This window comes from Pseudomonas sp. 2995-3, from assembly GCF_002742565.1.
Taxonomy (GTDB): domain Bacteria; phylum Pseudomonadota; class Gammaproteobacteria; order Pseudomonadales; family Pseudomonadaceae; genus Aquipseudomonas; species Aquipseudomonas edaphica.
Genome location: NZ_LJSB01000342.1, coordinates 1 through 268, shown reverse-complemented (window position 1 = coordinate 268; position 268 = coordinate 1). Strand labels below are relative to the sequence as shown.

General features: G+C 38.1%; 1 protein-coding gene. It reads right to left on the bottom strand.

Translation table 11 applies throughout. The annotated features are described in order from the left end of the window. Positions 1 to 268: PTS transporter subunit EIIC (locus AOA62_RS29655; protein WP_158235145.1), on the bottom strand; the 268-nt coding region annotated here is incomplete at both ends.

The window sequence follows — 268 nt, the reverse complement described above, 5'->3', positions numbered from 1 at the left end:
GTGTAAGAACCAAATTCAAACCAGAACGGTGCATGGAAAATATGGTGCAAACCGAATGGTATTAGAAGACGTTTAATAAAACCGAAGAAGAAAACAGAAACTGTCATAGCTTCTTCCATTAAAAATTCAGAAGCCGAGTTCATTCCAGATTGAATTGGAGCCCAGATGAAAAATAAAGCAACCCCAACAAAGAATGCAGCAAACGCTGTTACGATTGGTACAAATCGTTTACCAGCAAAGAAACCTAAAAATTGTGGCAGTTCAATGG